The organism is Salisaeta longa DSM 21114, from assembly GCF_000419585.1.
Classification (GTDB): domain Bacteria; phylum Bacteroidota; class Rhodothermia; order Rhodothermales; family Salinibacteraceae; genus Salisaeta; species Salisaeta longa.
In genome coordinates this window covers 2,659,613-2,685,490 of record NZ_ATTH01000001.1, presented here as the reverse complement: position 1 = coordinate 2,685,490, position 25,878 = coordinate 2,659,613, and the positions used below count along the sequence as shown (strand labels likewise).

Annotated in this window: 19 protein-coding genes and 1 tRNA gene; 15 read left to right on the top strand and 5 right to left on the bottom strand. The window is 59.7% G+C overall.

The features are described 5' to 3' along the window. The first annotated feature begins 34 nt into the window (after nt 1-34). A complete protein-coding gene (locus SALLO_RS0111260) occupies nt 35-1,663 on the top strand; it encodes a MotA/TolQ/ExbB proton channel family protein (RefSeq protein WP_040605768.1) in 1,629 nt (542 codons plus the stop codon). A gap of 415 nt (nt 1,664-2,078) precedes the next feature. After that, nucleotides 2,079-3,167: a DUF4145 domain-containing protein gene (locus SALLO_RS18485; RefSeq protein ID WP_157621415.1), complete on the top strand. Its 1,089-nt coding sequence runs from the start codon at nt 2,079-2,081 to the stop codon at nt 3,165-3,167. A gap of 128 nt (nt 3,168-3,295) precedes the next feature. On the opposite strand, the gene SALLO_RS0111245 is transcribed toward SALLO_RS18485, so the two are convergent. The 4 genes from SALLO_RS0111245 to SALLO_RS18480 are packed head-to-tail and all read right to left on the bottom strand — an operon-like array spanning nt 3,296 to nt 8,865. Continuing rightward, nucleotides 3,296-4,162, bottom strand: coding sequence for a hypothetical protein (locus SALLO_RS0111245; RefSeq protein WP_022836403.1), 867 nt, complete (start codon nt 4,160-4,162; stop codon nt 3,296-3,298). 39 nt (nt 4,163-4,201) lie between these two features. Then, nucleotides 4,202-6,985, bottom strand: coding sequence for a hypothetical protein (locus SALLO_RS0111235; protein WP_022836402.1), 2,784 nt, complete (start codon nt 6,983-6,985; stop codon nt 4,202-4,204). 45 nt (nt 6,986-7,030) lie between these two features. After that, nucleotides 7,031-7,606: a condensin complex protein MksE gene (locus SALLO_RS0111230; protein WP_022836401.1), complete on the bottom strand. Its 576-nt coding sequence runs from the start codon at nt 7,604-7,606 to the stop codon at nt 7,031-7,033. Continuing rightward, the gene (locus tag SALLO_RS18480; protein ID WP_157621413.1) at nt 7,603-8,865 is read right to left on the bottom strand and encodes a hypothetical protein; all 1,263 of its coding nucleotides are present in this window, start codon (nt 8,863-8,865) and stop codon (nt 7,603-7,605) included. The genes SALLO_RS0111230 and SALLO_RS18480 overlap by 4 nt, the downstream gene beginning before the upstream one ends. A gap of 389 nt (nt 8,866-9,254) precedes the next feature. Here SALLO_RS18480 and SALLO_RS0111215 point away from each other — a divergent pair, with 389 nt between their 5' ends. The 11 genes from SALLO_RS0111215 to SALLO_RS0111160 all read left to right on the top strand — a co-directional run bounded on the left by SALLO_RS0111215 (nt 9,255) and on the right by SALLO_RS0111160 (nt 21,164). Next, complete coding sequence (locus SALLO_RS0111215; protein ID WP_022836398.1) at nt 9,255-11,312, top strand: type I restriction-modification system subunit M; 2,058 nt, start codon at nt 9,255-9,257, stop codon at nt 11,310-11,312. Continuing rightward, entirely contained in the window at nt 11,309-11,881 is a 573-nt protein-coding gene (locus SALLO_RS0111210) for a Fic family protein (RefSeq protein ID WP_022836397.1), read from the top strand. Before SALLO_RS0111215 ends, SALLO_RS0111210 begins: the two co-directional genes overlap by 4 nt. Before the next feature lie 31 nt (nt 11,882-11,912). After that, a complete protein-coding gene (locus SALLO_RS16775; RefSeq protein WP_022836396.1) occupies nt 11,913-13,310 on the top strand; it encodes a restriction endonuclease subunit S in 1,398 nt (465 codons plus the stop codon). A gap of 155 nt (nt 13,311-13,465) precedes the next feature. Then, on the top strand, nt 13,466-14,032 hold the full coding sequence (locus tag SALLO_RS0111200; RefSeq protein ID WP_169577925.1) for a hypothetical protein: 567 nt from the start codon (nt 13,466-13,468) through the stop codon (nt 14,030-14,032). Then, the gene (locus SALLO_RS17885; protein WP_157621411.1) at nt 14,029-14,772 is read left to right on the top strand and encodes a helix-turn-helix domain-containing protein; all 744 of its coding nucleotides are present in this window, start codon (nt 14,029-14,031) and stop codon (nt 14,770-14,772) included. Before SALLO_RS0111200 ends, SALLO_RS17885 begins: the two co-directional genes overlap by 4 nt. Before the next feature lie 3 nt (nt 14,773-14,775). Further along, on the top strand, nt 14,776-15,240 hold the full coding sequence (locus tag SALLO_RS0111190; protein ID WP_022836393.1) for a hypothetical protein: 465 nt from the start codon (nt 14,776-14,778) through the stop codon (nt 15,238-15,240). A 49-nt stretch (nt 15,241-15,289) separates the two neighbouring features. Next, a complete protein-coding gene (locus SALLO_RS0111185) occupies nt 15,290-15,901 on the top strand; it encodes a type IV toxin-antitoxin system AbiEi family antitoxin domain-containing protein (protein ID WP_022836392.1) in 612 nt (203 codons plus the stop codon). Between the two features lie 485 nt (nt 15,902-16,386). Beyond that, nucleotides 16,387-16,992: a type IV toxin-antitoxin system AbiEi family antitoxin domain-containing protein gene (locus SALLO_RS0111175; RefSeq protein WP_022836390.1), complete on the top strand. Its 606-nt coding sequence runs from the start codon at nt 16,387-16,389 to the stop codon at nt 16,990-16,992. Beyond that, on the top strand, nt 16,989-17,900 hold the full coding sequence (locus tag SALLO_RS0111170; RefSeq protein ID WP_022836389.1) for a nucleotidyl transferase AbiEii/AbiGii toxin family protein: 912 nt from the start codon (nt 16,989-16,991) through the stop codon (nt 17,898-17,900). The genes SALLO_RS0111175 and SALLO_RS0111170 overlap by 4 nt, the downstream gene beginning before the upstream one ends. A gap of 51 nt (nt 17,901-17,951) precedes the next feature. Then, nucleotides 17,952-20,969, top strand: a complete 3,018-nt coding sequence (locus tag SALLO_RS0111165; protein ID WP_022836388.1) for a type I restriction endonuclease subunit R — start codon at nt 17,952-17,954, stop codon at nt 20,967-20,969. Between the two features lie 105 nt (nt 20,970-21,074). Beyond that, nucleotides 21,075-21,164, top strand: a tRNA-Ser gene (locus SALLO_RS0111160). Between the two features lie 64 nt (nt 21,165-21,228). On the opposite strand, the gene SALLO_RS0111155 is transcribed toward SALLO_RS0111160, so the two are convergent. Further along, on the bottom strand, nt 21,229-23,139 hold the full coding sequence (locus SALLO_RS0111155) for a TonB-dependent receptor plug domain-containing protein (RefSeq protein ID WP_022836387.1): 1,911 nt from the start codon (nt 23,137-23,139) through the stop codon (nt 21,229-21,231). Nucleotides 23,140-23,419: 280 nt separating this feature from the next. Here SALLO_RS0111155 and SALLO_RS0111150 point away from each other — a divergent pair, with 280 nt between their 5' ends. Both SALLO_RS0111150 and SALLO_RS16765 read left to right on the top strand, forming a co-directional pair. Beyond that, nucleotides 23,420-25,114: an ATP-binding protein gene (locus SALLO_RS0111150; RefSeq protein ID WP_022836386.1), complete on the top strand. Its 1,695-nt coding sequence runs from the start codon at nt 23,420-23,422 to the stop codon at nt 25,112-25,114. 95 nt (nt 25,115-25,209) lie between these two features. After that, nucleotides 25,210-25,878, top strand: coding sequence for a porin family protein (locus tag SALLO_RS16765; protein WP_022836385.1), 669 nt, complete (start codon nt 25,210-25,212; stop codon nt 25,876-25,878).

The following is a 25,878-nucleotide window of genomic DNA, read 5'->3' as shown; positions in this document are numbered from 1 at the left end:
AGTTCTCGTTTCATTTCGTTCAACAGCAGTTGGCATGCTTGGTATTCCGTGGTATCTCGTCCCAATCGTTGGATATCTCCTGCTATATGCCGGATTGTACTTTGGGCCGCTGCTGTGGCGCGTGACGATCAGCGCGCCGGGCGACGCGGTAGAAACGTTGGAGCGACGGATCCAAAAAGAAGTGCGCAAGGAAAAGAAGCGCAGGGCTGCCCCCAACGGTACAACGAAGGAAGAGGCCGGCATGGCCTCCGATGAGTCTCCCGGCGATGAGTCTCTTAACGAGGAGGCTCCCAACGAGGAAGCATCTTATGCCGAAGGCCGCGCCTTCTCCGAGGCAGACGATGATCGTCCACCGTCCGCTAAAGACGACCCCACGGAACGAAGTCTGCTTTCTCGCACACTGGAGAGCTCATTTTCGAGTCGCATCGTGCAGCAGGCGGTTGAGCAGCTGCGCACCAAGTACCCACATGCCGACTTCCGGCGGTTCGAGCTGGAGCGGTTGCCGGCGTACGCGGCTTACGACGAACGCCTCACCGCCGCCCGCAACATGGCCGGGCTGTTCGTCTTGTTCGGATTGCTGGGTACCATGATTAAGCTTAACAGCATCGTCCGCCAAATTGGAGCCTCGGCGGCAAAAAACCAGGTAGCGGCCGATGTCTTTCTGAGCGACATGGGCAATATCATGGCCGATATTGGAGGGGCATTTGACAGCAGCATCTGGGGGCTGGCCGCCATGATTCTCTTTCTCGTTGCTATTGGCGTGCTCGACCGCTGGATGCAAAAGACCTTCGACACGCTCGACCGGACGATACAACTGGAGGTAGTGCCAGGACTCTCGAAGCTGCAACTGATGCAGGCACCCAACCTGTCCATTGGCGACCTGATTGATGAAACCAGCGGCCTGCTGAACAAACTGAATCACTCGGTGGAAGGCATGACAGAGGGCATGAATGCCTCCCTGGGCGAGCTAGCCACCGAGATTAATAAAATGATGCAAGACTTTGGCTCCTTCCAAAACCAGTATGCGCAACTCAACGACCTCATCACCTATCTGAAGGAGTACACCGAAAGCGTTGACAATGCAACCTCTGCAATTAAAGGGGCAAGCCACACGCTGGCAAACCCAATCAGCCAGATGAACCACGACCTAAACGAAACCATCCGCGAGCACATGGGGGTGGTGGGCGAGTCCATTACGGCCAGCGCCAACGACCGCGATGCGCTCATTAAAAGTTTTCGAGCTGTTGAGAACGACCTCAAGCGCCAGACCGAGGAGATCCGGACCCTGGCGCGCGCGAGCTTCGACGCGATGGAGGGACAACAATCGCGCAATGAGGAAATTCTGGAGAAGGAGATTGAACTGCTTGCTGAGCAGAGCGACGCCGTGCAGGCCGAGTTGCGCGCTGTAGCCGAGGCACTGCAAATGGCCAACAGCGAACAACTGGCCGAGATTATCGCACAGCTCAAGGAACGCGTAGACGCCAGCTCCGACACCTTGGCAAGCAGCGCCGGTGCCTTATCAAGCAGCGCCACCGATATTTCCCAAAGCGCCCAAGAGCTACGGCGCGCCTCCAACGGAATGAAGATCAGTAAGACCAGTCCGAACTCGGCGTTTGAGTGGATCTACCGTGCGGTACAGGAGGCGCGTAATGGAAGCAATTGACTTCTCCCCCGGCCAAAGCGCGGGGGATTCTCTCTTGCGAGATAGACTTTCTGTTTCAATGGACCTGCTTCGATCATTCGCTTACCTCTGAAGCGATTGCTTCATGGCAGAGACCGGCCGAAGTCTTACGTGTCCTCCGCAGACATTAGCACAATACGCAGAAATTTCTGTGCATGGTGCTCCCGTCAGCCCGACGGTACGTTTGTCTTACTCAATACGTTTGTCTTACTCAAAAAGCGCCGCCCTTGGTTATCGGTGCGACATCAAATGGCATCTCGAAGCAAGCTAATTGTTCCGTTGTGGCTGGCGAGAGAGTCTGTGTATCTTTCGGATAAATCCGGGAGTTTTACTACTCTCTCGCGCTCACTCAATACTATAACGTCATCCAATAGGCCAAAAGCTCGCTAGGAATGTCATGTCATCATCCTTTTCTTTTTTAGAAGACCAAGAGCCGGATCTCTACCAGCTGGCACGTATAGCCGAAGATCTCGTGCATCGCTCCCCCACCACCTGTCTGCGCGAGCTGCGCACCTTCGGGGAGGTGCTTACCAAACGCTTCATGCAGTTTGAGAACCTTGCAGTAGAAGGAATGACGCAGCATGACCGGCTTGTCAAGTTGCAGGAAGCCGGCATCATGCCCGAGCCCATTGTAACCTGCATGCATCAGATCCGAATGCGGGGGAACGACGCAAGCCACAACAATGAAGGGAGCGACCAGCGAGCGCAACGCCAACTGCGTAACGCATGGACGGCAGCCCGTTGGGTCCATGAGCGCCTGTACCCGCAGGCATCTCGCCCATCCTCATTTCAGCTTCCCAATCCCAAGGAAGAACGAAGCCACGAGGCCGTTCGCGAAGAGCTAGAGCTGCTCCGCGACCGCTTGGCAAAAGTAGAAGATGAACGTACTGAAGCACGTTCGTCTACGTCTGTAGCGCACTTGGAGAACCACATCAAAGAGCTTGAACAGAAGATCCAGCAGCGTAGCACCGCTTCGACGGCAAGGTCGACTCCAAAGCCTTCATCAGCCCCACGGGGGCCGTCCATTGGCACGCGTATAGGAGCTTCGCTACGATCTGTAAGCAGCCGTTTGGGGCGTGCGCTTCAAGCAATTCGCCAAACGGTGCAATCCATTGTGGGGGCTGTTTGGAGGGGCATCAGCAAGACGGTCCGAATGGTTGTGCGCGCCGTGCGGCGGGTGGTGCGGTGGGCGGTCATTCTCGCACTGGTGGGGGCGACATTTTTCTATTTTCCCACGTTGTATCGAACGGGGATGGGCTGGCTGCCGCAGGAGGCGCGCAAGGGATTGCCCGCTCCAACAGTGGTAGAGGAGACGCACCGCACGGTTTTGCCAATCCAAACGCGCGCCACTATCGTGGAATCCGTTGCGAGGGGCTGGGAGATTCTGCGCACCGAGGGCAAAGAACTGGCCGGTGATGCAAAAGCGGTCCTTGTCGATCAGTGGAAGGCGTGGCAGTCGGAAAAAAGCGCATCGGAGACCCGTTAAGCAGGCACGCCACGGCTGTTTTCCAGGGCGTGAGATTGGTAAAGGAATTATACGGTTACGGCTCTTCTCAGTAAGAAATTGTGAGGTGGCTCAAAGCTAAAGGGCGTCACAACACATTCTGTGTATCATTACCATTGCCCTCGGCCTTGTTTGATCAGAACTTCCTGTTCCAGGCCGCACCCGTAGTGCATTAGCAAATGTGCGACCGTCTTTGCTCTTGGCGGTGCGTCGTCCATCGAAGAAAGAAGTGCGCGATTGTCACGATAGAGGGACCGCTTGCCGTATCGTTGTAGCAGGTCTTCCAGATCAGAAGGGCAATACAACTGGACGCGCGAGCCGCAGCGCGCCCATAGTTTTTGATATTCTTGCACCCCCACCGGGTCGTAATCGGGGCAGTGGAGCAGCTCTGCTTGTTGCATGGCAGGGCTTGCGAGCCATTCAATCACGCGGCCCGACAGGCGTCCGCGGCCATACAGCGCCACGTCAAACGTGACGCCTAAATCCTCAGCGTGCAGAAAGGCGGTTTGATTTTCAATAATCGCAAGGGTGCCTTCAACAGATACACGGCGATGTGTCGTTAACACGACCGCCGCCGCCCCCGCTGTTGCCGTCAACTGGCCCACAGGTATCTCGACGCCATCGCACCGAATAGAACTGTCAGGACCTCCCCGAATCAACAGTACGTCGGCCTGTTGCGCCCCTCGCTTAGCATCCCGAAAATGCTGCACGCCGTCTACAGGGGACAAAGCCGCTCTATGCTGATCAGCTGCTATAGCCTCGGAAAGTCCGCTGGGATACCTTTGTACAGCAAAGCGCCGCAGCACTTCTCGATTCTCCACGATGAGCCGCTCTCCTGCGCCCGAGCGCTCACGCGCAAGAACGCTAGCATCCAGTAACGGCTGCAACACGCGTCGTTGTTTTTGGCTTATGGCACTCCAGGGCACTGCACCATCATCGAGCAAAGATGCTAACGTTTTGAGCAATCCATCGGCCATCGCATGGTATCATCGATTGGGAGAAAAGAGCAGTGCATGTTACGCAGGAAACGTGTCCGCGTCCACATCGGCGTCAGATGCAGGCTGCAGGCGGACACGCTGGTCTTGACTGAGGTACACCCGGTCGTCGGTAGAACGCAAGTAGTACAAGTGCTCCACGGCCGTCGACTCTGTTGGACTTGCCAAGATCGGGACGAAGTCCATCCGCTGTGCTGCTCGCACGATGCCCGCGAGATTTCGATCGTCTAAACTGGAGGCCTCGTCCAGATAGAAGGGGATCGTGCACCGTTCGTCATTGAGCAGGTCGTTAATCAACACCAGGTATACTAACACTTTGATGCTGATGCTTGTGCCATTAGACTCAATTGCCCGAAGGCCGTCATAAGATTTAACGGTTCCGTCAGCGGTTGTGACTTCAAAGGCCACATCGAATAACTCGGTGAGATGAATACGCGGGTGTTCCCGAAGCATTGCATCCAACCGTTTTACATCATCGGCATGCGCCTTAGCATTGCTAAATAGGGGCATGGCGTCCTGCTCGGCCATGCGTTTCAGCAAGCGAACAACATCGTTGTCAGGAGCAATTACCAGTTTCAGTTGCTTGAGGTCGGATATCGACGTGCCCCGTAGCCGTCGGTTAATGGCATCGACTTTGGCTTCGAGCGCGTCGAGGCTCTCCAATAGGTCGTTCAGCTTTCGCCCAATGCCCGTCATCAATTGTTGCCACATCCGCTCAGTCGCCGTGCGGCGTTGTGCCAGCCCGTCCAGTTCTTCCTGGAGCGCATCGAGGGTTTCTTGCAGCGTGTCACGCTCATACTGCGACGTGGTTTGGCGATGAATGCGGCGGAGCATGCCCTCCAGTTGCTTGTCGGTTCGCTGTTCTTCGTCCATGATTCTGTTGTACCGACTGGTTGCTGAACGACAATCGGAAAGCAAGTCCTCGGGAGAGACGCCATTGTTGTCCGATAAATGCTGCGCGGGGGCTTCTACCGGGGCTGTCTCGTTTGACGTATCCCACGCAGAGGGCGGCGCCTGCACCTCTTTTTGCGCTGCCTGTAGTGCACGCTGGACTTTCTGAATCTTTTGTTGCTGAGCACGGGCTGCTCGAATGTGTTCGTCGTGCGTCCAAATGTCGTCTCGGATGGCGTCACGCTCTTGGGTAACGGAGCGAATTTTTGCCTCTGTGTCTTCCTTCCGAGAGCGAAGCTCGGTTATCTTTGAAGCTGCAACTTGGGCTTCGCGATGTTGGCGCAGCCTCTCCTGCAATGCGTCGATGGTGTTCTGCAGCTCTTCTGCTTGGGCTTCTAACGTGCTCCGGTTCTCCGCAATGCGCAGCTGTTGCTGCAGGCGGTTTTTGTGCTGCTTGCTGTTTTCGATGTTCGTGCGTATGCGCTCGGGATCGATGTATTCGTCCAGCGGAGGAGCGGCAAGCCCATCTAGCGACAACGTTCCCCACGGTGCCCTCAAACAATCGTCGGACAACGCGTCATCCAAACGCCTAAGACGGTCCAGCAGGGCATCCACATCGGTCAAATGCAGATGGGGACTGCCTCGGTGCATGTCCAACAATTGGGGATTCAGCACACGAAACAGCCGGTCGAGGCGCTCCGCTCCCAGTTCCTTTCGAAGCATTGGACCTACCGCATCCTTGAGATTCGCCAACCGGCGCTGAGATTGCTCCAAGCCCGATGTCACTTGTCGCAGCTGTGTGCGAATCCGCTTCGGATCATGGGCGTCGATGGATTGCACCTTCGCCCGTAGGGAGATTTGTTTCTGCCGGTTGCGATTGAGCATGTGCTCGATTGTGTCGACATCGTGGGCTGCTGTGGCATCAGCAGCCGCCTGCATACGCTCCAACTCGCTCTCTACCTTGCCACGCACGCTGAGCAAGGCGTCGCGCTTTTCATCCAGCATGTGCCGCTCTTTCTGAAGGTGGTTTCGCGCATGCTCATCATTTTGAATCGCCTGTTTTACATCTGCAGCTTCGTCGTTCAGCTTGGTTTGTGCATCTGCAATTGCAGAGGTTAAGCAGCTCCATGCGTGCACGGCATCGGTGCGAAGCGTTTGCCGTTGCTCGTAAAGCGACAGCACCTGTTTGATGTCGTCTTCAATGCGTTCCAACTTCCGCACCACGTCCCGCTGGTCCTGCATTCTGTTAAACTGGCCCGCATATTCCTTCTTCAAATCCAACGACACGGTGCCCAGTTCGTCGGCGTACGTTTTGCAGAGCGTAGACCTGAGCGTCTTTTGGTCCAGATGCCGGAGCCGGATCAAGCCCTTAAACAGGTCGAGGAATCGGTTGTAGCCACGGTGGCTTTGTACAGGAACGAGCCCAAGACGTACCGTTTTGCTGTTGCCGATACCTGTTAGCGCCGCCCGCAGATGACGCGCTTCTAGGAGCCGAAAGTTCTTCAACGCCAGTTCGGGCTTTACCTCGTCGATGGGGCGCGGCGCATTGTTTTCGGTCAAGAAGTCGCTACGATTCCATGAGCCTTTATAGGCAAAGCGCTGCACGTTGTAGCGGTCGGTAGGACCCGTTCCATGTACGCCAAAGACTTGCAAACCCTCGGGGGTCTGGCACTCGAAAAGCACGTAGCTGTGTCGCTCTGGAAAGTAGTAGCGCCGCGTTTCGCGGAGGCTGTATCCCGCAAACGACATATGACTGAAGCTGTCGACGTACAACAGCTGAAGCAGATTCACCAGTGTGGTTTTGCCAACGTTGTTTGGTCCTACCAAATGCAACGGGCGGGTCAGGTCTACGTCGGCAAAGTCAAACGTACCGGAGCAGATAAGAACGAGGCGCGTGGGTCCGAGGATGGCCATAAGTGAATGGATTAAGGGGAGGGGACGAACATGCACGCCCGGTGTTTACGAATCGGGGGGGCGAGGAGCGGAAGGACCGTCAGGTTCGGTCTCATTGGGCTCCGCATCTGGAGTCATTTCAACAGCCTCTATACATAGATCCAGAAAGCGGTGGGCTGCAGTTCGAAACTGAAAGGCCCCATCGGCGCGGGTCTCGGCAAAGCCGTACCTCGTAAGCGACCCGATGACGCTATTAAGGTCGGCGGTATTCGTCACACCCACCTGTTCCATGTACGTGGCGTAACGTTCGGACGCAAGATGGGGAAGATCATCAACGTGCCACCAGGTGTCGAAGAAGTCCGGCACGATCGTCGGATACTCGTTGCTCATCCATTCGACCAAAACTAGCACAAACAATCCCATGGCTCGCGCTTTCTTGCCTGGATTTTGCGAGGAGCCAGCAAAAAGGTAGACCGTGCGTTCACGGTGCTTCCGCAGGTCCATACCAAATGCCTCAAACGCCGCCTTGTACGCATCAAACCGCTGCCAAAGGATCCGAAAGACTTCTCCATCAGCAGGGGTGTAATGGTAGCCTCGACGAAGTTGGCTGAAGATCTCGGAGAGATGCGGAAGGTCAGTCATGACAAGGCAATGAAAGATGACGTTTTAGGAGAAGCGTTTACGCGAACACAGGCGGGGGTGGCTGTGAGCACGTAGTCGCCGTGCGTGTAACTGCGGGGCGGCCCACGAAAAGAGACGTGCAGATCTGGAGCCTCTAGCACATACCGGTAGGCAGCCAAGAGATGACGCGTGGGGGCCGCTGCGTAGCGCTGCACAAGCCAAGCCATTACGTCGTGAATGGGAGAGGATTGCCGCGTGCGTGCAAGTACGTGGTTGCGGTTGGGAACATCTACTGGGAGATTATGGGCTGACGGTTGGGAAATCGGCGCGGGAGGTGCGGGCGTGTAAGCGCGCATATCCAAGAGAAAACCCCGCATGGCATCGTCGTCCAAGACCGTTCGTATGTTGAACCGAAGCAGTCGGATTTGCTTGGGAAGCTGCAGCGCATCAGGACCTTCATGATGCACCGTTTTCAGCAACTGAGACGCACCACGCACAAGCATAGAATCGCGCCGTTGTTCATCGAACAGGGGCAGCACTTCTTTCCGGGCTGCCTCGAAATTACGGAGAACATCGCGGCGTACGCGACGGAGGCGGGCGCTGGTAGATTTCAGTTCGCGTTGTACGGCAGGTGCACTATCAAATGCACGCTGAACGCGCTCAAGGGTCTTTCTTAGGCGTGCAAAGTGCGTTTCGGCAAGCCCATTTGTACGAACGATTTCCTCGAGCGGCCGAATATGGTCCTCCATCATTTCCAGAACGGCAGCGAAGCGTTCCTGAATGCTCGTATCAGACGTTGCCGCCCGCAACGTTGTCACCCGGTGGAGAATAGCCTCACGGTTTGTTTGGGAGCGCATGCGGATCTCTTCCAATTCAGTGTTGATCCGTTCTAATGCTCGGTTGGCCCCCTCTTGCGACGCTTGTTTACCACACTGAAGGAGACGGCTCCGGTCCGTGCCAATTTGCTCCAGGTGCGCACGAATCACCTTGGGCGTAATCAGTGATTGCTCATGCTGGAAGTTGCGCAAGGGCTTCTGAATGAGCGGCGTGAGCTCGTAGAAGGCCGATTTCTCCGGCAGCGGCTGGATGAGCCGATGGGTGCGCAACTGCTGAAAAACGTAAGAGGGCGCAGGAGCCGCAGATGCTCCCGCAAGCTCATCGCGTACATGTGCACGAATGTCGGCCTCTCGCATGCCGTGTGGCGCATCATGCACGGCTTGTAGCACGTGAAGATAGTCGTGCGCCAGACGCAGGAAATTTTTGAAGTCCGGATGGGTCATGCTACGTTAAGCCTTGCGACGTTGCTAGGGTACGCTACAAGATGACTACAGAAGAAGCGCTTGCCATTTTTTTTAACATTGGCGTTAAGAAATACAAATGCAACGATGCGTAAGACGAAATAAGACAAAGACCGTTGACACCTATTGCCCTATCAACTACAATCTGTTGGAGCCACCCGGCTGAACCGCGACCCACTCGACACGGCCCTCCCCTCGAAATTGGCTTTTCTCGCAGATGAGAGAACGACCGGCGGGTTGGGCCTACTGTGACGTTGGAAGCTCTTCACGAACGGCTGCATGACGATCCTCGGCGCTTGGTATTACGCCACAAGCATTGTACATTATACGCCGTCCGCTGCGCTTCGTCTCATGCCCCCTCGTCTCCCTGTATGCAGACCCACAACGAGATCGTCTCCTTTCTTTGGGGAACCGCCAACCTGATCCGCGACTCCTTCAAGCGCGGCAAATACCAGGACGTCATTCTGCCCTTCACCGTCCTTCGACGCATTGACAGCGTGCTGCAACCGACAAAGGAGGACGTGCTGCAGGCGTATCACACCTACAAGGACGACCTGGATAACCTGGACGGCCTGCTCCGCAAGAAGGCCGGATACGCTTTCTACAATACGTCGAACTACACCTTCGAGCGGCTGCTGCAGGAGGATCCGGCGCAGCTCGCGGACAACCTGAAGGCCTACATTGCAGGCTTCTCGCCAAACATGCGGGACGTAATCGACAAGTTCGACTTCCGCAATACGATCGACAAACTGGCGCAGGCTGGGCTGCTCTTCCAGGTCATGGAGCGGTTCAAGAATGCCGACCTGCATCCGGATACGGTGTCGAACGAGCAGATGGGCCTCGTCTTCGAGGAACTGATCCGCAAGTTCAACGAGGCGCTGGACGAGAATCCCGGGGAGCACTTTACGCCGCGCGAGGTCGTGCGCCTGATGACCGAATTGGTGCTGGCGGGCAAAACCGATGTGCTGGGCGAGGCCGGGCGCGTCTTCCGGATCTGCGATCCGTGCTGCGGGACCGGCGGGATGCTGACGGCGGCCCGCGACCGCATCTTCGAGATGAACGCTGACGCCGACATCTACCTGTACGGACAAGAGGTGAACCCCGAAACGTATGCGGTCTGCAAGTCGGATCTTTACCTGAAGACCGAGGATGGCCGCGACGCCGACCGGATCGCGTTCGGCTCCACGCTCTCAAAAGACAAGCATGCCGGGCAGCGGTTCGACTTCCAGCTCGCCAATCCGCCGTACGGTAAGGACTGGAAGCGTGACAAGAAGGATGTGACGGATGAAGCGGAGCGCGGGGCCTCCGGGCGCTTCGAGGCCGGAACGCCGCGCATCTCGGATGGGCAACTGCTCTTTCTGCAGCATATGATCGCCCACATGAAGCCGCCGAGCGAGGGCGGCGGGCGCATCTCGATTATCATGAACGGCTCGCCCCTCTTCACGGGGGATGCCGGAAGCGGCGAGAGCGAAATTCGCCGGTGGCTGCTCGAAAACGATTGGGTTGAAGCGATCATCCAGCTTCCGGAGCAGCTGTTCTACAACACCGGCATCGCCACCTACGTGTGGGTCCTCACGAACGTGAAGGAGGCGGCGCGTCGCGGCACCGTGCAGCTCATCGACGCTTCCGACATGTGGCAGCCGATGCGCAAAAGCCTCGGCGACAAGCGCCGCTACATCGGCGAGGGCGCGAACGGCGACCCGGACCAAGTGGCCGAGATCTTGTCGCTCTACAACACGATGGACGACAACGACGACCGCGTCCGCGTCTTCAATACCGAGGACTTCGGCTACCGTAAGATCCGCGTCGAGCGTCCGCTGCGCCTCAACATCGTGCCCAGCGACGAGCGCATTGAGCAGGTGTGGGAGCAGCGCTACTTCAAGCGCCTGGCCGAGAGCAAGAAGAAGGACCCCGAGGCACGGCAGCGGGCGATCGACGAAGGCGAGCGCACCCAAAAGCAGATCGTGGCCCTTCTGAAGACGATGCCAGCGGAGAAGCACACCAACTACGCCGACTTCCGCGACAGGCTGAAACAGCGGCTCAAGGACGAAGGCATCAAGGTGCGGAAGCCCGTGCGCACCGACATCCTCGATGCCCTCTCCGCGAAAGACCCCGACGCCGATCCGGTCCGCGACACCAAGGGCCGCCTCGAATCCGACACCGACCTGCGCGACTACGAAAACGTGCCGCTGAGCGAGGACGTGTTTGCGTATTTCGAGCGCGAGGTAAAACCGCACGTGCCCGACGCCTACATCGACGAAGACTACACCGACGAGCAAGACGGACGCGTCGGGCGCGTTGGCTATGAGATCAACTTCAACCGCTACTTCTACGAATACGAGCCGCCGCGCCCGCTCGCAGAGATCGAGGCGGACATCCGCGCCATCGAAAGCGACATCGTGGACATGCTGACGGAGGTGACAGCATGAGCATAGACGTTGGTGCGCTGGTTGAAGAGCTCAAACAGACAGGTGAGGATGATCGGATTACTGGAGGTAACCAAACCTACTACGAACCCACCGACCGATTGCTCGCCCCTCCAAGTCAAGTCCAGCCGGATCTTTTCGATAACGAACAGACTGCTGGAGGCGAAGCAACCACCCAAGATGAAAGAGAAACCACACAAGCTGACGAGCAATCCTCAAAGCTTGAGGAGGAAACCCAAAAGCTTGAGGAGGAAACCCAAAAGCCAAAAGACGCAACCCAAAAGCTGGATGCGTTGGTATCTGGGGGCCCCCTCCCGGACGCACTCAGGCAGATGATCCTTGAAGTACGAGGCCAAAGAACCTCGCGTGAGAGGTTGGAAGACGTGATTCATGCATTGTGTGCATGGCGCGCTCTTTCATCTTCGGAGGTGGCGGCACTTCTTGACAAAAACCCATCTCACATCAGCAGTAGTTATCTGGCTCCAATGACGAAAGACGGTCGGTTGGAGCGCACCCGCCCCGACGCGCCCCGCAGCCCTAACCAAACGTACCGTACAGCTTCAGACAAGTAGTCGCCCCCAATTGCACATCCCCTCATCCCGCATGAGCGCAAGCAACGCCCCCAACATCGCCCGCCCCTCCGCCTCGAACGCCGACGCACGTGTGTCGCCTCTCCCCCGCTACGACGCCTACAAAGATTCGGGCGTGGACTGGCTGGGGAAGATTCCGGAGCATTGGGAGACAATTCGCCTCAAGTTCCAGTCGGCATTCAAGGGGGGAGGAACGCCGTCAAAGGACAACAAGGAGTATTGGTCAGGAGACATTCCGTGGGTCTCCCCAAAGGACATGAAGGCAGACAGAATCACGGATACCCAAGACCACATCACACCGGAGGCAGTAAAGGAGAGCTCTACAAGTTTGGTAGAGCCTGGAAGCGTCTTAATCGTGGTGCGCTCCGGCATTCTGAAGCATACAATTCCAGTTGCGATTAACTCGGTTCAGGTGGCTCTGAACCAGGACTTGAAGGCGATGACACCAGCCGAAGACCTCGACTCTGCGTTTTTGGCATACCTCATTCGCGGTAAGAATGACGTTCTCCTCCTCGAATGGACGAATTCGGGGACGACAGTAGAGAGCCTGGAGCAGGACCGGATAGCGAATACGGAAGTGCCCGTCCCGCCCCTCCCCGAGCAGCGCGCCATCGCCGCATACCTCGACCGCGAGACCGCGCGCATCGACGCCCTCCTCGACAAGAAGCAGCGCCTGATCGAGCTGCTGGAGGAGAAGCGCACTGCCCTCATCAGTCACGCCGTCACCAAGGGCCTGGACGACGACGCGGAGATGCAGGACTCGGGCGTGGAGTGGCTAGAGAAAATTCCAGAATCGTGGTCCACTGCTCGGCTGCGATTTCTACTGGAAACGTCGCCGTCGAAGACTGAGGTCAAAGACTGGGACCCTGAGACGGAGGTGTCTTTCGTACCGATGGAGTCCGTTGGGGAAGGCGGCGGTTTGGATTTGAGTGAAACGAAACCTCTGGAAGACGTTGTTAGCGGGTACACTTACTTTCGAAACCAGGACGTGCTCGTCGCGAAGATTACTCCGTGCTTTGAAAACGGGAAAGGTGCTCTGGCACGGGATCTCGAAAATGGAGTTGGCTTCGGCACAACAGAGCTTCACGTGCTTCGGCCCGGAGACAATCTTGACGCCCGTTTTCTCTTTTATACGACCATGTCCCACCCCTTCCGGAAAATGGGGGAATCGACGATGTACGGAGCGGGAGGTCAGAAGCGGGTGTCTGACGACTTCATCCAGAACCTCCGGTGGCCCATCCCGCCCCTCGCCGAACAGCGCGCCATCGCCACGTACCTCGACCGCGAGACCGCGCGCATCGACGCGTTGGTGGACAAGATCCGTGACGGCATCGCCCGGCTGAAGGAGTACCGCACGGCGCTCGTTTCGGCGGCGGTGACGGGACGGATTGACGTGCGGGGGCAGGTATAACAGGCAGCAGGTCTGGCTTGTAATACAACCGAATACTGGCAAATTTTGGTGCCCTTCTGCGTCTTGACTTGACATGTAAGCGAAACATTTCTTGACTTTTAGCCTATCGCCTCTTACCTATCCCCGTACCAATGGACTTTGGATTCAAGCTTGTCTTGCTAGATGAAGGAGACTACGCAACGCTGTACTCTTTCCAGAAGGCTGGTGCCGAAAAGACGGAGTTGGAGCGGTTCTGGGCAACGGACGCTGTGCAGAAGGCACCCGACTGCGACAACCTAAGGGTGCGCCTGTACCAGGAGGTGCTGGATGAGCATAACTTCAATCACTACAAGTGCTTTCAGGGACCGGACCGGTGGTTTCGAGACGAGGGCAACGCGACCGACCCAGAAGGCGTTCATGCCGAGGCGCTCTGCGCAAGCATTCCGGCGAAAGACAAAAAGCACTTGCCGAAGCCGTATCCGCGCCTACGCCTCTACTGCTTTCGGATGCGCAAAATCCTCGTCGCCGGAAACGGCGGCGTCAAACGAGATCCACGCATCCAGGATGACGCTGTGCTGACAGCCGCCTGGAAGGACATCCGATACGTAATGAAGCGGGTCCACGAGCGCATTACGTGGACCGACACGCTCAACTTTGAGGAGTACACATTCGACGACGGATGCGTTGAAGACGAATACTTCTTCGAAGGCAATCATCACTTTGAAGCACGCGACCTCCCATGATGACTTCGAACCCTTCATTCGCTGTCTCCGAAGCGCGCATCGACAAGCGCGCCACCCGCTTGACCCACGCGATTGCGGAACGCATCCGCGACGCAATGGGCAACATGACGCAACGCGCCCTCGCCGAGGATCTTGGATACCGCAGCGGATCAACCGTGAGCGCGCACCTCAACGGTCGCACCAACCTGACGCTGAAGACGGTAGTGCGCTATGCTGTGGCGTTGGATGCAGACATCGTTTTCGTGCCCAATGTGAAGCGCCCGAAGAAACGCCGCCGTCGCGGGGGCAAGCGCACCATTTCGAAGGAGCGGAAGGCGCTGGCTGACATCGATCCGGTGAAGCGGAAGCTGCATCGGTTGCTGACGGATCTGACGGCTCGCATCGGCCAGATCATTGAAGCGGACAATGAGCTGTCGCAGCGTGAACTTGCGCGCAGGATGGATCGAGACGAAGCCTACGTCAGCCGTGGCCTGGCGGGAGGCATCAACTTCACGCTGAAGACGATTGCAGCGTTCGAGGAGGCGTTGGGTACACGCTTGCTTGCCGTAGCGGGCAATGGCGCAAATGGATCAAGCACAACGCACAAGCAAGGGGCGTTCGTCCCGCAGGTGCAGGCATCCAGCGACGGTGGGTACTGTAAGGATACGAGCGGCACGGCTACGCGAGCCGTTACGTTCTCCGACTATCTGATTCGCAAAGAACAAACGGCCACAGAAGATGAAGAGCTCCAAGCGGCTTAAGCAATGATTGCTCCCCTCCAGCTTCTTGATTATCGGTCGGAGCTCCTGACGTACGAGCGTCTTGATCCTGAACCGATTCCCGACGACGTAGACGCTGGCGTTGGCGTTGGGATCGAGCTTGAAACAACATTCGACAAGGAACGCAACGCTCGATGCGTGCACCTCACGGTTGCTTTCAACGCGGACGATGAACTACCCGAGGCCATGCGCCCCTATGTCATGCACCGCGGGCGGCTCCGCGTAACAGGATGGCTGACCTGGATCGATGAGGAAGTTGCAGCGCGTGATGATGCCGAGCGTCTGCTTCTCGTCAACGGTCTCTCGATGCTGTTTGGCATCGCACGCGTCCACATCTCCGATCTGACAAGCACAAGCCGCCGCCGACTGGTGCTGCCAAGTATTACCTTCAAACCGATTGTCGAGGAGTTTCTGCGGGGCGACCGTGAGTCGACCTTGGAACCTTCTTGATCAAATAAGCTACACTTGACGACATGTGTAGCATCTTCATCCAATATCAATGAGCGTTGCTGATTCAACGATCGCGTCCGCCCTACGGGAATTCCGGGCGGCGGGCGGAACGCTACGGGCCTCAGAAGCTCGCGCACGGGGCGTGCATCCCCGCACGCTCCGGCACCTGGAAGAGGCCGGAGCCATCGATAAGGTCAGCCGGGGGGTATACCGCTTGGCTGAAGCAGAACCAACGCGCTACGATGACCTGGTGATTGTTGCGAAGCGTGCGCCGAAAGCCGTTGTAACGCTGCTCACGGCGTTCGACGTTCACGATCTAACCGACGAGATTCCGCACGCGGTGTACATCGCGCTGCCGCGGGGCATCCACGCGCCGCGCCTCGACCACCCCCCGCTCCACACGGTTCACGTTTCGGAGCCGGCCTATAGCGCGGGCATCGAAACGCACGTGATTGGCGGCGTCGATGTCTCGATGTACAGTGCCCCCCGTGCCGTTGTCGACGGCTTCAAGTTTCGCTCAACGATTGGTGTTGACGTAGCGACGGACGCTCTGAAACGGTATTTGCAGCGTTCCGACCGTTCACTCCAGGATCTGCATCGCCATGCGGAGACGTGCAATATGACGAATGTGATGCAGCCCTATCTTGAGGCCCTGATGTAATCCTCCGAAGCTCTTCTCGGCAACCCACGCGGCATGAGTTCATCCATAGCAAATATGGCGCACTCCGTGCACACGCGTCTCAAAAATGCGGCGCGGGCGCAGGGACGTCCGTTCAATGACATCCTGCAACGGTACGGGATGGAGCGGTTTCTGTACCGGTTCAGCCAGACCGCACACGCGGCGGCCTTCACCCTGAAAGGAGCGCTTATGCTTCAGGCGCACAACATGACGTTGACGCGTCCAACGCGAGACATCGATATGCTGAGAGCTGGAGCAGATTGACGTGCGGCAGGAAGCGAAGACGAACGCGGAGCCATGAACGACACGCAGCCCCTGAAATGAACAAAACGTCGGCAGTTGGCTTTAATTGCCAACATTACGTCACAGCGTACCACGTTCAATAACCGATATCCGATCTGCTTCGCCGGATCGCTCTTCGCCGCGGAGACTGCGGTGGGCTCCGTTTCATTGTCCCGTCTACTGACATGCCTGCTTCCACAACCAAACGCGATCAGCTTCTCGATCTTGCCGACGAGACAGGCGTCTTCCGCACGCAGGACGCCGAAGAGCGTGGCATTCATCGGCAGTACCTCTCCCGGCTCGTTGATGCCGGAGAACTGATCCGTATTGGCCGGGGGCTTTACGAGCGCTCTGGACAAGACGTCACCGCCCACCACTCCCTCGCCGTCGCAGCGAAGCGGGTGCCGAAGGGAACGATCTGCCTCCTGTCTGCCCTGCAGTTCCACGACCTGACGACGCAGAACCCGTTTGACGTCTGGATGGCCATCGGACACAAGGACCGCGCGCCATCGGTCGATGCCGTCTCGCTCCGAACCGTGCGGATGTCCGGCACAGCCCGCACCGAAGGCATCGCAGAACACGACGTCGAAGGCGTTTCGGTCCCGATCTACAATCCAGCGAAGACCGTGGCCGACTGCTTCAAGTTTCGCAATAAGATCGGCCTCGATGTCGCCATCGAAGCGCTCCGAGAGTACGTCGAGAACCGTGGCTCTGTGGATGCCCTCTGGCACTACGCCGACGTCTGTCGAGTGCAAACCGTGATCCGCCCGTACATGGAGGCTGTGGCATGAGCCCAACGAATGTGTCGCAATCGGTTCGAGATCGGCTCCTCAACCGTTCGCGGGAGAGCGGAGAAAGCCACCAGGCGCTCCTAACGCGCTTTGCCTTGGAGCGGCTCCTGTATCGCATCGGGGCCTCTGATGTCGAGGATCAGTTCGTGTTGAAGGGGGCGTATGCCTTTCTCGTTTGGCAGAACGACTTGCACCGCCCCACGAAAGACCTCGATCTCCTTGGATACGGCGACCCGGCGCAACTCGAAGCGATCTTCCAAGCGGTGTGTCAGGTGGACGTGCCTGACGATGGCGTTTCGTTCGATCCCGACAGCGTGGAGGTTGCGGCCATCCGGGATCAGGAGACGTACGGTGGAGTGCGCGTGACCCTTAACGCATACGTGGGGAACGCACATCTTCCGCTCCAGATCGACGTGGGCTTCGGGGATGCGGTTCACCCAACGCCACAGACGACTACGTTTCCGACGCTCCTCAACTTCCCGGCGGCCACGCTTCGCACGTATCCCCGAGAAACCGTCATCGCCGAAAAGCTTCATGGCATGGTGGTCTTCGGGATCGCCAATAGCCGCATGAAGGACTTCTACGACGTTTGGTATCTGAGCCGAACGTTCGCCTTTGACGGTTCCACTCTGACCAAAGCCATCGACGCAACGTTCGAGTGCCGCGCTACCGGTCTCCCTGAACGTACGCCAAGTGCTCTCACGGAGGACTTTGCCCGTGACGATCGTAAGCAGACACAGTGGAAGGCGTTTGGCAAGCGGACACGACTGCAAGCATTCGAGGAAGATCTGCGTCCTGTGATCGACCAGATCCGACGGTTTCTCTACCGCCCCCTTGCGTCTCTTCGAACTGGAGATCCCTTCAACCAGCACTGGTCTCCAGAGGGCCCCTGGAAACCCCGTTCTTGAAAGCGAGCGATTCGTACACCCTCCCGCCTCCCGTCACGAACCCGAATCTCTATGCCCGTCGACACCTCCGAGAAGGATCTCGAAGCCGCCATCGAATCGGTCCTCGTCAGCGAAGCGAAGGGCACCTCGGCCGAGCCGGATGCGCCCTACGACGTGGGCGGCTACACGCCGGGCGGCTACCGCAAACGCTCGCCAGCCGACTACAACCGCGCGCGGTGCCTGATTCCCGGCGACCTGTTCGACTTCGTTGTCGCCACACAGCCCAGCGAGTGGCAGAAGCTCAAGAAGCAGTTTGGGACGGACGCGAAGGATCGGTTCGTTCAGAAGGTGTATCAGGAGATCGAGAAGCGCGGGACGCTGAACGTCCTGCGCCGTGGCGTCCGCATCCACGGCGCCCGCTTCAAGCTCGTCTACTTCAAGCCGTCTACGGCGCGGAATCCGGACCTGCAGGAGAAGTACCGCGCCAACGTCTTCACGGTTGTGCGGCAGCTTCCGTACAGCACCGACTCGGAGCACACGCTCGACCTGGGCCTCTTTCTGAACGGCCTGCCGATTTTTACGGCCGAGCTCAAAAATCCGCTGACGGGGCAGACCTACCGCGACGCGATTCATCAGTACCGCAGCGCCCGCGATCCGCGCGAGCCGTTCTTTCAGTTCGGCCGGTGCCTCGCCCACTTCGCCGTCGGAAGCGAGGAGGTCTACATGACGACGCACCTGCGCGGCGACGATACGTACTTCCTGCCGTTCAACCAGGGGTACGACGGCGGCGCTGGCAACCCGCCCAATGCACGCGGGCCCCGCACGAGCTATCTGTGGATGCACGTATGGGCCCGCGACAGCATCCTCAACCTGATTCAGCACTTCATTGCGACCATCGATCGGCTCGACGACGACGGCACCCCGACGGGAGAAAAAATCCTCATCTTCCCGCGCTACCATCAGATGCGCTCCGTTCGCCGCCTCGTCGCGGATGCACGAACGAACGGAGCCGGCCAGCGCTACCTCATCCAGCACTCGGCCGGCAGCGGAAAGAGCATTTCCATCGCGGTTCTCGCACACCAGCTCGCCTTTCTCAACGACGCCGACGACCAGTCCGTCTTCGACACCGTCATCGTCGTCACCGACCGCCGCGTCCTCGACAAGCAAATCGCGCAGGTCATCCTCCAGTTTGAACAAGAGCGCGGCGTCGTGGCCGACGTGAAGGAGGGTGCCAGCGGACTCGGGAAGGCGCTGAAAGAAGGCAAGCGCATCGTCATCGTCACGCTGCAAACGTTTCCCCATGTAGCGGAAGCGATTCGGAAGCGGAGGGGCCATCGGTTCGCCGTCATCATCGACGAGGCCCACAGCTCGCAAACCGGCGAATACCGGAAGCACCTGAACGATACCCTATCCGCGCCCTCGCTAGAAGCGGCAGAAGCGCAAGATGCAACCGACAGCGACCTTGAAGACAAGATTGCCGCCGAGATTCAGAAGCGCGGCCATCAGCCCAACGTGAGCAACTTTGCCTTTACCGCTACACCGAAATCCAAGACCTTGGAGCTGTTTGGCGATAAGCAGCCCGACGGCAGCTATGCCCCGTTCGATCTGTACTCGATGCGACAGGCCATCGACGAAGGGTTTATCCTCGACGTCCTTCAGAACTACACGACGTACACCGACTACTGGAACCTGCTGAAGCAGATCGACGAGGATCCGGCGTACGACTCGAAGAAGGCGTCGCGCCTCCTGCAATCGTTTGTGAGCCGACACGAGCACACGATTGGCAAGAAAACCGAGATCATGGTGCAGCACTTCGCCGAGAAGGTCGCCCACCGAATCGGCGGGCAGGCCAAGGCGATGATCGTCACCCGCTCCCGGCTGCACGCCGTCCGCTTCAAGGTCGCCTTCGACCGCTACCTTCAGGAAGAAGGATATCCGTACAAGGCGCTTGTCGCGTTTTCGGGGACGGTTGAGGATAAGGGCATCGAGCATACCGAGCGCTCAATGAACGGCTTCTCCGAGAGCCAAACGAGGCACGTGTTCGACCGCGACGCCTACCGATTCCTGATCGTGGCCAACAAATACCAGACCGGCTTCGACCAGCCGCTGCTGCACACGATGTATGTTGACAAGAAGCTTGGCGGCGTCAACGCGGTACAAACGCTCTCCCGCCTCAACCGAACGCATCCGCAAAAGAACGAAACCATGGTGCTGGATTTTGCCAACGAGGCCGAGGCCATCCGCGAGGCATTCCAGCCGTACTACGAGCGGACGACGCTGCAGGAGGGCACGGATCCGGGGCTGCTCTACGACCTGGAGCATCAGATCCGGGAGCACGGCATTGTGACCGACCGGGACCTGGACGACTTTGCCGGCATCTGGTTTTCTGGCACCGGCACGCAGAAGCAGCTGCACAGCGTCCTGGATCGCTGCGTTGACCGATACGAGCATGCGACCGAAGAAGAACAGTACGACGTTCGCCAGCACCTCGGCACGTTCGTCCGGCTCTACGCCTTCCTTGCGCAGGTGGTGCCGTTCGAAGACGTTGAACTGGAGAAACTGTACGTGCTGGCGAAGCCGCTCCTGTCGAAGCTAATCGCCCGCCTTGATCCGTCCGATATTCCGCGGGAGCTCTTGCAGTACGTCGACATCGATTCGTACCGCATCCAGGAGGCGCACACCGGTGGCATGGAGCTGCCGCAGGGGCAAAAGCCGCTTCCGCCACAGAAAGAATCCGACGGACGAGCATCGGCGACCGAGCCCGAGAAGGAGCCGCTATCGAGGATCTTGGAAGCGCTGAACGAGCGATTCGGGTACGACTTCGACGAAGACGATCGGATCTTTATCGAGCAATTACAGCGCAACGTTCGGGGTAGCGACGCCGTGCGCAAGAGCATCGAAGTCAACAGCGAGAGCGACGCCCGGCTTACGTTTGACGCCGTAGCCGAAGACGAGCTGCAGGAAATGATCGACAAGAACTTTAAGCTGTACAAGAAAATCGTCGACAACGACGCGTTTGGCCGGCTGCTATTCGACTTTTTGTTTGATCGCACCTTGGAAGCGATGCAAGCGCAGGCGACCGATGTGTGACGACAGGAGACCGAGCATCGCGCAGCGGCTGTGAAAAACCGCGGCCCGCGTGGGGCGAACCTTGACGCGCGCCCCGAGGTATGGTATGCTACAGCAGTGCTACCCGGAGGGGTGGCAGAGCCTGGTTGAATGCACCGGTCTTGAAAACCGGCAGGCCCCTCGCGGGTCTCGGGGGTTCGAATCCCTCCCCCTCCGCCGCCGGCCGCTTGGGGCACGCCCCGGGCGGCTTTTTTTCGTGGCGCGCCATAAATAGCGGACGCTACAGCACCATGCGCACGCCCACCGTCCACCACCGGCCCGGCATAGGCGCGTCGAAAACTTCGGAGTATGCGGTGTCGAAGAGGTTGCGCACCTGAAGCGTGAGCGTGGGCTGCGCGGCCCACGGGAGGCGGTATCCGGCCCGCACGTTCCACACGGTGAACGAGCGCGTGGCGCCATCCGGCGTTTGCATGCGCTCCTTCCACAGCCCGCTCGCCCCCACCGACGCCCGCCCCCACTGCAGCTGACCGGCGGTTTGGAGCAGGTGGCGCGCCTGGTACTGCGCGTAGGTGTACTGCAGGGCCGGATCGGCACCGTCGAGCGTCGCATCAAGCAGCGTATAGCCCACCTGAAGCCGCGCGCGGCGCCCCGGCGCCCACTGCTGCCGCAGCGTCGCTTCGGCCTCCAGCCCCCGGGTGGTGACGGCGTAGATGTTGCGCGCCACAAAGTACCGATCGCCCGGCCGCCGCGCATAGTCGATCAGGTTGTTGGTGGTGCGCACGAACGCGGTGGTGTGCAGCGTGAGCAGCGGGTGCGCCCGCCAGTCCAGGCCCGCCTCGTAGTTCCAGGCCGTCTCGGCGTTTAGGTTCGGGTTGCCCAGGCTGGCGTCGGGCGGCTCGGGCAGGGCGGTGTTGTAGAAGCGCTCCACATAGTTGGGCGCGCGCACCGCACGGCCCACGCCGCCCCGCAGCGTCCACGCGCCGCGGGTGTACGCGCCAAACAGTTGGGGCACAACCGCCCAGCCAAACACGGCATCGTAGTCGAGGCGCGCGCTGCCATTGAGGGTTACGCCGCTTACGGGCTGCCAGCGCAGATGCGTGAAGCCCCCCACCCGATGGTCGCTGTGGGCGCCCAGGTTGTTGCTGTCAATGGCGCGGAGGCTCGCCTGCACGCCGCCGGTGGCCACGAGGCCCGGCGACAGGCGGTGCTGCACGTAGCTCTTGCCCACCAGGCGCCGGCTGGTGTGCCGGTTGGGCGCGGGCACCTGCGGGTTGTACCAGTACGCGTCGGTGTGACGCTTGGCCGCCACCTGGGTGGTCCACTGCGTGCGGGCCGTGGGGGCGAAGCGCGCCCGCACCTGGCCCCACTGCGTGCCGGTGGCCTCGCGGGCGGTGTCGCTGGCAAACGCGGTGTAGTAGTGGTACGCGCTGAAGTCGCGGTCGTCGACGCCGGCGCGGGCGTAGAGCGACCAGTCGCCCAGGGCCTGCGCGAGCGCCGCGGTGGCCGTGCGCCGGTCGAAGCGCGTGTGCACCGCGCCGTTGGTGCCCGCAATGGCTTCGCCGTCGGTGCCTTGCAGGGCCGCTGCGGCGGTGACCGCGGTCGCCGCGCCCCCGTAGCGCGCGCTCCCTTCGGTGGCATACAGCTGATGCGCACCGTACCGCCCCGCCAGGGTGCCGCCCGACGAAAGCGCCGTGCCGCGCAGGCCCGCATGGGTGATGAGGTGCACCACCCCGCCGATGGCATCGGGGCCGTACAGCGCGGCCGCCGGACCGCGCAGCACCTCCACGCGGGCAATGGACGCTAGCGGCACGGGCAGATCCATCGCAAAGTGTCCGCTCATCGGGTCGTTGAGGCGCATGCCGTCCAGGAGTACCAGCACGCCGTTAAACGTGGAGCCGCGGATCGTGAGGTCGCCCTGCACGCCAAAGCCGCCCCGGCTCTGCACATCCACGCCGGCCACTACGTTCAGGAGCTGGTCGACGGAGGTCACGGGGAGCCGGTCGATGGCGCGGGCGTCCCACACCAGCACGCGCCGCCCCGTGGTTTGCGCGGGCGTCGCGTAGCGCGTGGCGGTTACCACCACCGAGTCCGAGAGCTGAACGGTCATCGCTACGTCGACGCTGTCGGCCGGCTGGGCGGCGAGCGGTGCGGCAGCGAGCATGAGGAGGCAAAAGCCAAGAACAGAGCGCATGGCGGGCAACGGCTGGTCGGGGGGCGGCGCACTACAGGGTACAACGCGCGCCCCGATTTCCCAAGCCGCGACACCCAATTTCCAAAAGCTTCGAGGCGACACGGGCGAATGACTGTTTTGTATTGCCCGTATGCAGCGGGACGCGCTGATTTTCTCACACACCCAGCTTGTAAAAACTATAGCGAATATCGTATACTGGAAAATCACCGGAGGGCTGAGCTGTGTGCAACAGGCACGGAATAGCCTTACCCCCTTGTACTTCGTACTCGTGCCCAGCACCATGTCCTCATCAAGCTTTGATGACCCCAACCGCGGGCAACCGCGGCCCTCGTACGATCAGATCGATCTGCCCCGCTCGGAGGACGAGGTGAAAGAGCTCCTGAAGCGGGTGGTGGAGGCGGCCAACAATTCGCTGGTCATTACGGATGTGAGCCAGCCCGACAATCCCATTGTGTACGTCAACCAGGGCTTCAAGGCGCTGACGGGCTACGACGAGGAGGAAATTTTGGGGCGCAACTGCCGGTTTTTGCAGATCGACGGGGCGGGCAACCACCACCGCGACCAAGTGGCCCTCGATACGCTGCGCACGGCGGTAGCGAACGGACGCTACTGCCGCACGGTGCTCCGCAACTTCCGAAAAAATGGCGAGATGTTTTGGAATGAGCTCTACCTGACGCCGGTGTATAACCCCGACGGGGAGGTGACGCACTTTGTGGGCGTGCAAAACGATGTGACCGAGCGCGTGCAGCTCAACAAAGATCTGGAGCGACGCGTGGAGGAGCGCACGCGCGCTTTGGAGCAGCAGACGCAGGCACTGGAGCAGCAGCGCGATGAGCTGGCGCGGGCCAAAGAAAACGCAGAAGCCGCCAGCCGGGCCAAGTCGGCCTTTTTGGCCAATATGAGCCACGAGATCCGCACGCCGCTCACCGCTATTTTGGGCCTGGCCGACGTGATGCGCGCCAAGAGCGAGGGCAACCAGTTCGACGAGCACATCCGGCGGATTAAGTCGGCCGGGAGCCGCCTCATGGATACGCTCTCATCGCTGCTCACGCTGGCCAAGCTCGAAGCCGACAGCATGAACGTGGACCTGGAGCCGGTGCCCGTGGCCGACGAGGTGTTGGAGGTGGTGGAGCTGTTTCGCGAGCGCGCCGAAAAGAAGGGCCTCGACATGCGCTTTTCGCTCGATGAGGCCGCACACCACGCCACCGCGCGGCTCGACGCCGGCGCCCTGAACAGCGTGCTGCAGAACCTCATTTCCAATGCGGTGAAGTTTACCGACACGGGCCACATCGAGGTGCGCGTAGAGGTGCAGCGCAACGGCGTAGCGCCGCAAATTTCCGTCTCCGTGGCCGACACCGGCATTGGCATCGGCGAAGGCTTTCAGTCGCAACTCTTCGAGAGCTTCCAGCAAGAGTCCGAGGGCCTGACGCGAGAATACGACGGCTCGGGCCTCGGCCTGTCCATCGCCAAGCAGCTCGTCGAGGCCATGGACGGCACCATCGCCGTGGCGTCGGAGGCCGGTGAGGGCAGCACGTTCACGGTGTCCTTTCCCCTTGCAGAAAACGGCACATCTGCCCGTGCAACCGAATCTGGAGCACCTGCAATGCCACGTTCCGATGGCCGCGTGTTGGCGGTCGAAGACAACGACAACACCGTCTTTTTGCTGCGCAGCCTGCTCGACGACGTCGTGGAGCTATCGGTGGCGCAAGACATGCAAGAGGCGCTGCAACAAACCGAAGCGCAGGCGTTTGATGTGCTCCTCATCGACATTAACTTAGGCGCAGGCGGCAGCGGCGTCGACGTGCTGCGGGCCCTGCGCGAGCGTCCGGCATATGCCGACGTGCCCATGGTGGCCGTTACGGCGGTGGCCATGCCGGGCGACCGGGAGCGGCTGCGCGCGGCGGGCTTCGACGAGTACCTCGCCAAACCGTTTGCTGCCGAGGCGCTGCTCGAAACGGTGGAGCGCTTCCTGTAGCCGGGCCTGGCCGGCGGGGCGACAGCAGCGGATCTGTACAGCCTCGTGCATCGTTAGGGCGTGCAATGGCTCTTGTCACGAATGGGTTATGTTCTATGGGCTCTCTTCGCCGCCCGGCATTCTGGTACGCGGTGGTTTGCATTCTTGTAGTGCCGCAGCTCTCGGCAGCGCACGGGCAAAGCCGCACGGCCCCGGAGCGACGCTTTGGCCTTGTGGCAGGCATTAACGCGGCCACGCTGCGCACGGCGCCAAACCCGGTAGGCTACCGAACGGCCTACCTCATTGGGGCAACCATGCTGCAGCCGCTCGGCGGCCGCTTTACCCTGCGGCCCGAGGTGCTCTTTAGCCAAAAGGGCGTGGCCGTCGCTTCCGAAAATGGCAGCGTGCGCTATGGCGCAGCCTACATCGAGCTGCCCCTGCTGCTGCAAGTGCGCGGGCCGCGCGTGGCGGCCTCCCGCCTGCACCTGATGGCCGGGCCCACCGTGTCGGTGAAAGTGAACGAACAGCTCAGCGTGGGCAACGCCGACGCCCGCTTTCCGCTCGAAGCCGATCAGTCGTTTTACCAGCGCCTCGACGCCGGCGCCGTAGGCGGCCTCGGCATCACGCTGGGCCCCGAGCCCGCGCGCATCGGCCTCACCCTGCGATACACCCTGGGCCTTGTGGATGTCGCGCACGCCGTGCGCACGCAGCCCTTCCCCGATCGGCCCTTTCCCGAAGACGGCGCGTACGGCATCTGGTCGGTAGTGGCCACCCTGCAGTTCTAA

Excerpts from the sequence above, each read along its gene's own strand:
- SALLO_RS0111260 (WP_040605768.1), top strand. The coding sequence starts at position 35 with ATGCTTGGTATTCCGTGGTATCTCGTCCCAATCGTTGGATATCTCCTG.
- SALLO_RS18485 (WP_157621415.1), top strand. The coding sequence starts at position 2,079 with ATGTCATCATCCTTTTCTTTTTTAGAAGACCAAGAGCCGGATCTCTAC.
- SALLO_RS0111245 (WP_022836403.1), bottom strand. The coding sequence starts at position 4,162 with ATGGCCGATGGATTGCTCAAAACGTTAGCATCTTTGCTCGATGATGGT.
- SALLO_RS0111235 (WP_022836402.1), bottom strand. The coding sequence starts at position 6,985 with ATGGCCATCCTCGGACCCACGCGCCTCGTTCTTATCTGCTCCGGTACG.
- SALLO_RS0111230 (WP_022836401.1), bottom strand. The coding sequence starts at position 7,606 with ATGACTGACCTTCCGCATCTCTCCGAGATCTTCAGCCAACTTCGTCGA.
- SALLO_RS18480 (WP_157621413.1), bottom strand. The coding sequence starts at position 8,865 with ATGACCCATCCGGACTTCAAAAATTTCCTGCGTCTGGCGCACGACTAT.
- SALLO_RS0111215 (WP_022836398.1), top strand. The coding sequence starts at position 9,255 with ATGCAGACCCACAACGAGATCGTCTCCTTTCTTTGGGGAACCGCCAAC.
- SALLO_RS0111210 (WP_022836397.1), top strand. The coding sequence starts at position 11,309 with ATGAGCATAGACGTTGGTGCGCTGGTTGAAGAGCTCAAACAGACAGGT.
- SALLO_RS16775 (WP_022836396.1), top strand. The coding sequence starts at position 11,913 with ATGAGCGCAAGCAACGCCCCCAACATCGCCCGCCCCTCCGCCTCGAAC.
- SALLO_RS17885 (WP_157621411.1), top strand. The coding sequence starts at position 14,029 with ATGATGACTTCGAACCCTTCATTCGCTGTCTCCGAAGCGCGCATCGAC.
- SALLO_RS0111190 (WP_022836393.1), top strand. The coding sequence starts at position 14,776 with ATGATTGCTCCCCTCCAGCTTCTTGATTATCGGTCGGAGCTCCTGACG.
- SALLO_RS0111185 (WP_022836392.1), top strand. The coding sequence starts at position 15,290 with ATGAGCGTTGCTGATTCAACGATCGCGTCCGCCCTACGGGAATTCCGG.
- SALLO_RS0111175 (WP_022836390.1), top strand. The coding sequence starts at position 16,387 with ATGCCTGCTTCCACAACCAAACGCGATCAGCTTCTCGATCTTGCCGAC.
- SALLO_RS0111170 (WP_022836389.1), top strand. The coding sequence starts at position 16,989 with ATGAGCCCAACGAATGTGTCGCAATCGGTTCGAGATCGGCTCCTCAAC.
- SALLO_RS0111165 (WP_022836388.1), top strand. The coding sequence starts at position 17,952 with ATGCCCGTCGACACCTCCGAGAAGGATCTCGAAGCCGCCATCGAATCG.
- SALLO_RS0111155 (WP_022836387.1), bottom strand. The coding sequence starts at position 23,139 with ATGCGCTCTGTTCTTGGCTTTTGCCTCCTCATGCTCGCTGCCGCACCG.
- SALLO_RS0111150 (WP_022836386.1), top strand. The coding sequence starts at position 23,420 with ATGTCCTCATCAAGCTTTGATGACCCCAACCGCGGGCAACCGCGGCCC.
- SALLO_RS16765 (WP_022836385.1), top strand. The coding sequence starts at position 25,210 with ATGGGCTCTCTTCGCCGCCCGGCATTCTGGTACGCGGTGGTTTGCATT.